The following is a 6,489-nucleotide window of genomic DNA, read 5'->3' as shown; positions in this document are numbered from 1 at the left end:
TTCGCCACGACCCCGGCGACTGTTCGAGTTTTGTCAGGGAGATTATGGTGGTGACCCTTGCTACGAAGCGGTCTTTTCTGACCAAGGTTGGGACGGTCTGCCACTTCTCTCAATATACAAGGTTGGGTTGAACGATAGTGAAACCCAACATTTTTTAATAATTGAGTTGGGTTTCGTTCCTCAACCCAACCTACAGATTACTTTTGATAGATTTTTTGCTCACGATTGTTTGGGGTAGATGTAATCAAATCAGGTTCATTGTTTTTTACTGCTGCTGCTGTTCCATCACTTCCCGCAAGATGTAGTTAATTTGTGTCTCATATCCTTTCCCTTGAGCTTTTAACCATTCTAAGATATCTTGATCTAGTTGGATGGTTAATTGCTGCTTTGATGGCGAAAAAGATACTGTTTCTTGGGTAAGGAATTCATCACCTAACGGCGGAATATCAGAATAATCGATATTCTCATCCGTCATCGCATCAATTCTCTTCAAGTCGCTTTTGATAGATTTTTTGCTCACGATTGTTTGCCTTTCTCATTGAGATTATACGAGTTTTATTAGAGCGAGGGGTATGGACGATTAAGACAACTCGACCTTTCAATTTGCCAAGCGTAATATATCTTATCTCACCATAAACGAAACGGCTATCCTCGAAGGTAACACATTTACCACCAAAAACTAGCGGTGCATCCTCAAAACTCAGTCCGTGCTTCTCTAAGTTAGCGTCGCTCTTGTCTTGATCCCATTCGTACTTCATTGTTTGAGGTAGATTCGTTAATATTAGCTTCCAAGGTAGTGCCTTAGTCCCATCGTAGGTTGGGTTGAACGATAGTGAAACCCAACATTTTTTAATAATTGAGTTGGGTTTCGTCAAATCAATTCCTGTAAAATAGCTTCGATTTGTCCTTTTAGAGGAGGAATGTCATTTTTAACAATATCCCAAATAATCTCTAGATTGATACGAAAATATTCATGAATAGTTAAGTTTCTTAGATCGCTGGCATCTCGCCAAGGAACTTCGGGATATCTTGCTTTAAATTCTTGAGAAGTTGCTCTAGCTGCTTCACCAATAATTTGTAAATGATAGACAATCCAAGTTTGAATTAATTCTTGTTGTTCAAACAGGGTTTTTCCCTGTCGAGCATACTTTTCTAAACGCTCAATTGCTTCTAAAATATCCCGCAAGCGTTCGCTATCATCTCTCATAGTGGTATTGCTTCTTTTAGTACCCGCTCTCTGATTCTATCTTTAAGTCCCTGTTCGGTAACAATATCAACTTTACAGCCTAACAAGGCTTCAAGTTCTCGGATTAACGGCAAGGGAAACCAGGGACTCCGACGTTCGCTACAATAATCAATTAATAAATCAATATCGCTTTTTTCGTCAGCTTCTCCCCGTGCAACAGAACCAAAAATTCGCACGTTATTTGCGCCGTGTTTAGCCGCAATAGCAATAATTTTTTCTCGTTTGTTTTTGAGTAATTCGTCAATTTTCATGATTTACTTAGTCCATAGTCTTATCTTAGGTTGGGTTGAACCAGAGCCAGAAACCGGGTTTGTCAAACAAACCCGGTTTCTCAGTTTCTTAGACAAAAAGCTAGGAGTAAGGTTTTATCATCAGTTGTTAACTTATTTAAATCCTCCCGCTCTAAAAATTCTTTGAGGTCTTCTTGCAATGGCGTTTCTGTCTGTTGTAAATATTCCTCTAATGGCTGAAAAAAAGGCGGGAAAGGCTGCCAATTTTTATAATCGATCGATACCTTTTCCACTCCATCCGTCGCCACACAAATAAAGGCAACTGGCTCGGTTAAAACTTTTATTTGCATATCCTCCAAAGCATTACTAGAAGTAACAAAAGTGGTTTCATTGATGTATTCTCCCTTGTCAGGCTGCAACAATAACTGATAATTTCCTTCCAAAGGTTTGAACACAATAAAACCATCTCCTATCTGCATCGCTGCTAACCGTTTTGAAGTAACCAAAACAACCAGTAAAGTTGTCGCCAGATCATTAATGTCTAACTGTTCTTTTTCGGCTTCTTCTTGGAGAATTTGCTGAACATAAGCCAACAGTTGCCGGAATATTTCCTCTAATTCGGCTTCAGTTTCAGTTGCCGCAAATGCTGTTTTTTCGAGATTTTCCTCTAAAAATTGCAGCGCTGCTTCAACTGTTATTTTCGCACCCAAATCCGAATGTTTGGCACTACCGGCCCCATCGGCTACGGCTCCAATCAAAACATCCTGACCCAATACCTTATAATCACCATAATCTTGACAGGGTAATCCCGTTTGGACGTGAAAACTACCGACCACCGACTGACATAATGTTCTCCACATAATTAACTGTCCTCTAGGTGGTAATTTGTCCCCAATTCACTGGTGGTAAAGTGATCGCCGCTCCAATTTTACCACCAGAAACTCGTTTCATTGAGTTACTTAACCACTGAAATAAATCCCGAAAATCTAAACCATTGAGTAACACGGGGGGATTATTAGAAATCTGTTTGAGCGTCTCCATATCGGCCCCCTGAACACCTACAGAAAAAAATAAAACCCGATTTTCTGCTTCTGCTTGTTTTACCCGTTGCGCTGCCAAATTCCATTGATCCGTAGGCGCACCATCAGTAATTAAAAATATCCAGGGGCGATAATATTGGATACCATGATTTCTATAAATCGCCTTACGATCTTCGACTAAATCTAAGGCCAATTCAATCGCTTCTCCCATGGGGGTTAATTCTCCTGCGGTTAAAGTAGGTGGCGTAAATTGGTCAATTCCGACAAAATCTTGCACGGTTTTAACCCCACCATTACCAAAGGTAACAATGGCGGTTTCTACGCTCAACGTCGCTTGGATATCCCGCATCACGTCCTCCTGAAAGGTTTTGATGCCATCATTGAGAGCCTTAATCGGTTCCCCTTGCATTGAACCAGAAGTATCTAGTAGTAGTACCACAGGACAGCGATTTTCCTGATTTTCGACAAATTCAGCCACACCAATCGGCATTTTTTGCAAGCCTCCTAATTTTTTGAACTGGGGGAACTATGGGAGTGTTAGGAATTGAGATTATCTACTTTTTGTCCTATTATATTATCTCTGCCAGTCCCATCAGAGGCTCTCTTATTCTTTGTGTGATAAGTTTAACTGATATTAGGAGCGATCGATCTTTGTGTCCTCTGTGTCTGGAGTGGTTCATTCCACTCACCCACTGGCGTTACCGTATCTTAGAATACATTTTAACCACAGAACCCATCAGAAAAGATATCTTTCCCTTAAGCTGAACGCGGGATTTGATTTTTGACTATTAGTCGCAGGGTTTGATGCAATTCCTCGCGACTGTGAATTTCCTCCAGACGGTGAACGGGAACACCTCGATCGAAGAGAATTAAAGTAGGCAGACTACGCAGACGAAAACTATTAGCTAATTTAAAATTCTCATCGGCATTGACACCGACTAATTGAATCGCGCCTTGACAGTCATTTTGCCAAGACAAGAGGGTGGGTTGAATTAAACGACATAAACCACACCAAGGAGCCCAAAAATGCACGAGAACCGGACGAGAAGACTCTAAAACTAGCTTAGGGAAGCTCTTTTCGTTGACAGATAGCATCATGTCTAAACGGATTTTATGAAAACTTTATTTTGATATGGAAACCATGCTACACCAATCGGGATCAATAGGAAAGGGGTTGGGAGCAAAATCACCAATAAATTTTACTTGTTGCTTGCATTAGCCAAGGATGCCCCCACCAGAGGAGTAAAATAAATCCTGTTACTCCTAGATAGGCAGGACGAAGGAATTCTTGCCATTTTAGGCTTTGCCGACCATCGATAATTGCTAAAAAGGGAACCACCGAGGTGCGTTCTTTGATCTTTAAAAATGCCTCTCCGTAACGGTTCTCTAACCTGCGATCGCCATGCCAGACAGCAAAAAGATGATGGGCAATTAAACCTAGGGAAGTTAATAGGGTAAAGCTTGTCCCTAACCAGAGGGTGTGAGCAATACACCAGATCACCTGTCCTACCATCTGGGGATGACGGGTAACGCGCAGGATGCCGGTTTCGTAGAGATGAACCTGGGGTTTTTGGATAGCGGCAATCTCCAGCAGGTTAAAGGTGGCAGGATAGAGAAAGAAAAAAGAAATGGCCGAAAGTATCCAAACTAGGGTTTTAACTCCGGTTACTCCCTGCACTTGCCAGAGAAGCAAACCATCATAACGATGATTGAAGAAATAAACTACTAAAATCACGGCTAGAGGGATACTCACAAGGGCAAATAATACCCGATACAGTCGCGCACCGATGATGGCTTCTCCCCGCGTTCGTAAACTGGCTAATCCGCTATGGGCGACAGCAAAACCCAGTAATAAACCTAACATGATCCAATGACTAGCGAATGCCACTTTTACCCTCTTGATTGACTAAAACTTTTCATAGTAACCGTTGGGGTGGTTGGGTTTTCTGCCTCAACCCAACCCACCTATCATATTATCCCCAACTCTGCCTGCTTCATCAATCAAAAAATGGCGCGTTACATTTTATGCTTCGCACCCTACCAGATCGGCGATCGCTGCCACAGCTGACTTGAGGGAATACATGGGCAAGGTACGTTCCCAAAAATCGATCGGTGGGGTAGTAGTACTTACATTAGGGAACGCACCCTACGGCTACGGCAATAGCGACCGCATTGCTGTTGCGATCGCTATGAACCTGAGCTAAAACAAGCTACATCACGCGTAGTTTTGCCATCACTGGACGATGATCAGATACACATGAAGGCACTGTGATGACCTGATCAACCCTGACATTTTGGCTGACGAAAATGTGGTCAATGGGAATTTTTAGAGCTTGTTTCCAATGATCGAGATGGGATAGCGATCGCGCTTCGTCAGTATAAAACCAGGTTGGATTTAGTCCATGCCCTAGATTGACACTGCGTAATCCTGAGTTAATGATAAAGTTGCGAAAATAAATCGACCAGGAGGTGAGGTTAAAGTCACCCATTATTACGGTAGTGATTGACTGCTGTGCTGCATAGGCTGCCAGGGCCACCATCGCCTGGTTACGATTGATAAAGTTAGGCATGGATATAGGGGCAAGGGGATGGGCAACAACAACCCGAATGGGGTGTCCTGTCACATTAACGCTTGCGAATAGGCTATGGTGGCGGGTTCCCAAGTTGTCAGTCGTCGCCTCTGTAATGGGATAGCGGCTAAATAAACTCAGTCCGCCTCCCGTTGCGCGGTAATAGTAAGGATAAAGATCCTGCACATTGTCTAGTAGCTCTGCTGCCTGCTCCTTGAACGGTTCAACTAACCCGAATACATCTACGGGATTTGCCCGAACCAGGTCAGTCACGGCACTGGTCTCCCATAGTTGGTAGTTGACGTTGTAGGTCATTACAGTCAATGGGAAACCACCAGTTCTAGCATCTCGCAACCTCGGAACATACCAGGTACCAATTGTGCTGGCATAAAACCCCAGTCCGACAGCTAACGTGATCATCAATTTCCAGCGCGAAGGACGGAACCTGGGTAAAAACAGAGCCAACAGCAAGATCAAAGTCAAGCCCGCAAACCAAAGATAGCCTGTCCCCAAAATCTCAAAAAACCATAGCTTGTACCATACTCCAGGGGTGAAGCTGATTAGCAACAGGCTAAGTGCCATCGACCACAGCAAAATACTGGTCAGCATAACATCTATTGAAAATCCAATGGCTTTGTCACTGGGGACTAACTAGATATTATACGGAAACTTTCCACACATCACCCCCAATACACATTTAAAAAAAAATCTTTCTGTATATTACTCTCAAATAGAGCTATCGCAAGAAACTTTCCCAATAACACGACAATAAGTCACCCCTTGTGCAACTATATTTTTAGTCTTGATTTACAAGGCTTTCAGAAATTATACCATTTTTCATAAGTAGGGTTTGCGGCAAAAAGTTTTTCGTGGGGGCAAGGGGGGGGGTAAGATACCTGCCAAGAATAAAGAAAAATGGTATTAGCAGAGATAAAGTATCCTCTGGAACCCTGATTCTGTCGTTTTTAGTTGCAGATCGCGTTAAGTCTGTTATGCCGATTGGGGCATTCTTTTATGAACCCTCCACCACTACCAGAGCAGCGTACTGCTACGCCGTGCCTTCGGCATCGCATTAATGCAACAAGTAGATGATCTATCCCCAATTAGCTGCTAATCTGACAGAGGATATTAGATTATCTGGACTTACAGCCTCAATGAATGAGCAAGGTGCGTTCCCAACAATCTATCGGTGCAGTAGTAGGACTGACCTTAGGGAACGCACCCTAGGGCCATGGCGAGCGCACTGAAACAATCCACTACGAGAGCAGCAACTATTGTAGCGACTGTCTTGATTGTCAAGGGGTAATTCAAAAAAACTCAAGCAGTTGCCGTAAAACTCAAAATCTCAAGCCGGAAAAAAGCGCAGCAAAAGCTAAGCTGCTCAGGTTAAACCAAAGCAAGCG

10 protein-coding genes are annotated in these 6,489 nt (G+C 43.0%); 1 reads left to right on the top strand and 9 read right to left on the bottom strand.

The window, feature by feature from the left end; all coding sequences use genetic code 11:
- A partial coding sequence (locus MiAbW_RS20305; protein WP_238707349.1) for a hypothetical protein occupies positions 1–238 on the top strand: 238 nt, incomplete at its 5' end.
- A gap of 27 nt (positions 239–265) precedes the next feature.
- Here the strand turns inward: MiAbW_RS20305 and MiAbW_RS18680 are convergent.
- From MiAbW_RS18680 to MiAbW_RS18635, 9 genes are all read right to left on the bottom strand, one after another.
- The gene (locus MiAbW_RS18680; protein WP_106910032.1) at positions 266–475 is read right to left on the bottom strand and encodes a BrnA antitoxin family protein; all 210 of its coding nucleotides are present in this window, start codon (positions 473–475) and stop codon (positions 266–268) included.
- Between the two features lie 4 nt (positions 476–479).
- Positions 480–758, bottom strand: coding sequence for a BrnT family toxin (locus MiAbW_RS18675; RefSeq protein WP_002772034.1), 279 nt, complete (start codon positions 756–758; stop codon positions 480–482).
- A gap of 113 nt (positions 759–871) precedes the next feature.
- On the bottom strand, positions 872–1,207 hold the full coding sequence (locus MiAbW_RS18670; protein WP_052276537.1) for a HepT-like ribonuclease domain-containing protein: 336 nt from the start codon (positions 1,205–1,207) through the stop codon (positions 872–874).
- Positions 1,204–1,497, bottom strand: coding sequence for a nucleotidyltransferase family protein (locus MiAbW_RS18665; RefSeq protein ID WP_002770523.1), 294 nt, complete (start codon positions 1,495–1,497; stop codon positions 1,204–1,206). Before MiAbW_RS18665 ends, MiAbW_RS18670 begins: the two co-directional genes overlap by 4 nt.
- An 80-nt stretch (positions 1,498–1,577) precedes the next feature.
- Positions 1,578–2,336, bottom strand: coding sequence for a PP2C family serine/threonine-protein phosphatase (locus tag MiAbW_RS18660; RefSeq protein WP_151697303.1), 759 nt, complete (start codon positions 2,334–2,336; stop codon positions 1,578–1,580).
- Between the two features lie 13 nt (positions 2,337–2,349).
- The gene (locus tag MiAbW_RS18655) at positions 2,350–3,006 is read right to left on the bottom strand and encodes a vWA domain-containing protein (protein ID WP_151697302.1); all 657 of its coding nucleotides are present in this window, start codon (positions 3,004–3,006) and stop codon (positions 2,350–2,352) included.
- A 266-nt stretch (positions 3,007–3,272) separates the two neighbouring features.
- A complete protein-coding gene (locus tag MiAbW_RS18645; protein WP_151697301.1) occupies positions 3,273–3,614 on the bottom strand; it encodes a thioredoxin family protein in 342 nt (113 codons plus the stop codon).
- A gap of 88 nt (positions 3,615–3,702) precedes the next feature.
- On the bottom strand, positions 3,703–4,404 hold the full coding sequence (locus MiAbW_RS18640) for an NnrU family protein (protein WP_151697300.1): 702 nt from the start codon (positions 4,402–4,404) through the stop codon (positions 3,703–3,705).
- A 322-nt stretch (positions 4,405–4,726) separates the two neighbouring features.
- On the bottom strand, positions 4,727–5,695 hold the full coding sequence (locus MiAbW_RS18635) for an endonuclease/exonuclease/phosphatase family protein (protein ID WP_238707347.1): 969 nt from the start codon (positions 5,693–5,695) through the stop codon (positions 4,727–4,729).
- Positions 5,696–6,489 lie beyond the last annotated feature (794 nt).

Source organism: Microcystis aeruginosa NIES-4325 (genome assembly GCF_008974145.1).
Taxonomy (GTDB): Bacteria; Cyanobacteriota; Cyanobacteriia; order Cyanobacteriales; family Microcystaceae; genus Microcystis; species Microcystis aeruginosa_G.
Note: the sequence above shows the minus strand (reverse complement) of the source record. Positions and strands in the feature narration are given on the sequence as shown.

What these genes read in the sequence shown, in the direction of transcription:
- MiAbW_RS18680 (WP_106910032.1), bottom strand. Translation starts at nt 475, where the DNA reads ATGACGGATGAGAATATCGATTATTCTGATATTCCGCCGTTAGGTGAT.
- MiAbW_RS18675 (WP_002772034.1), bottom strand. Translation starts at nt 758, where the DNA reads ATGAAGTACGAATGGGATCAAGACAAGAGCGACGCTAACTTAGAGAAG.
- MiAbW_RS18670 (WP_052276537.1), bottom strand. Translation starts at nt 1,207, where the DNA reads ATGAGAGATGATAGCGAACGCTTGCGGGATATTTTAGAAGCAATTGAG.
- MiAbW_RS18665 (WP_002770523.1), bottom strand. Translation starts at nt 1,497, where the DNA reads ATGAAAATTGACGAATTACTCAAAAACAAACGAGAAAAAATTATTGCT.
- MiAbW_RS18660 (WP_151697303.1), bottom strand. Translation starts at nt 2,336, where the DNA reads ATGTGGAGAACATTATGTCAGTCGGTGGTCGGTAGTTTTCACGTCCAA.
- MiAbW_RS18655 (WP_151697302.1), bottom strand. Translation starts at nt 3,006, where the DNA reads ATGCCGATTGGTGTGGCTGAATTTGTCGAAAATCAGGAAAATCGCTGT.
- MiAbW_RS18645 (WP_151697301.1), bottom strand. Translation starts at nt 3,614, where the DNA reads ATGATGCTATCTGTCAACGAAAAGAGCTTCCCTAAGCTAGTTTTAGAG.
- MiAbW_RS18635 (WP_238707347.1), bottom strand. Translation starts at nt 5,695, where the DNA reads ATGCTGACCAGTATTTTGCTGTGGTCGATGGCACTTAGCCTGTTGCTA.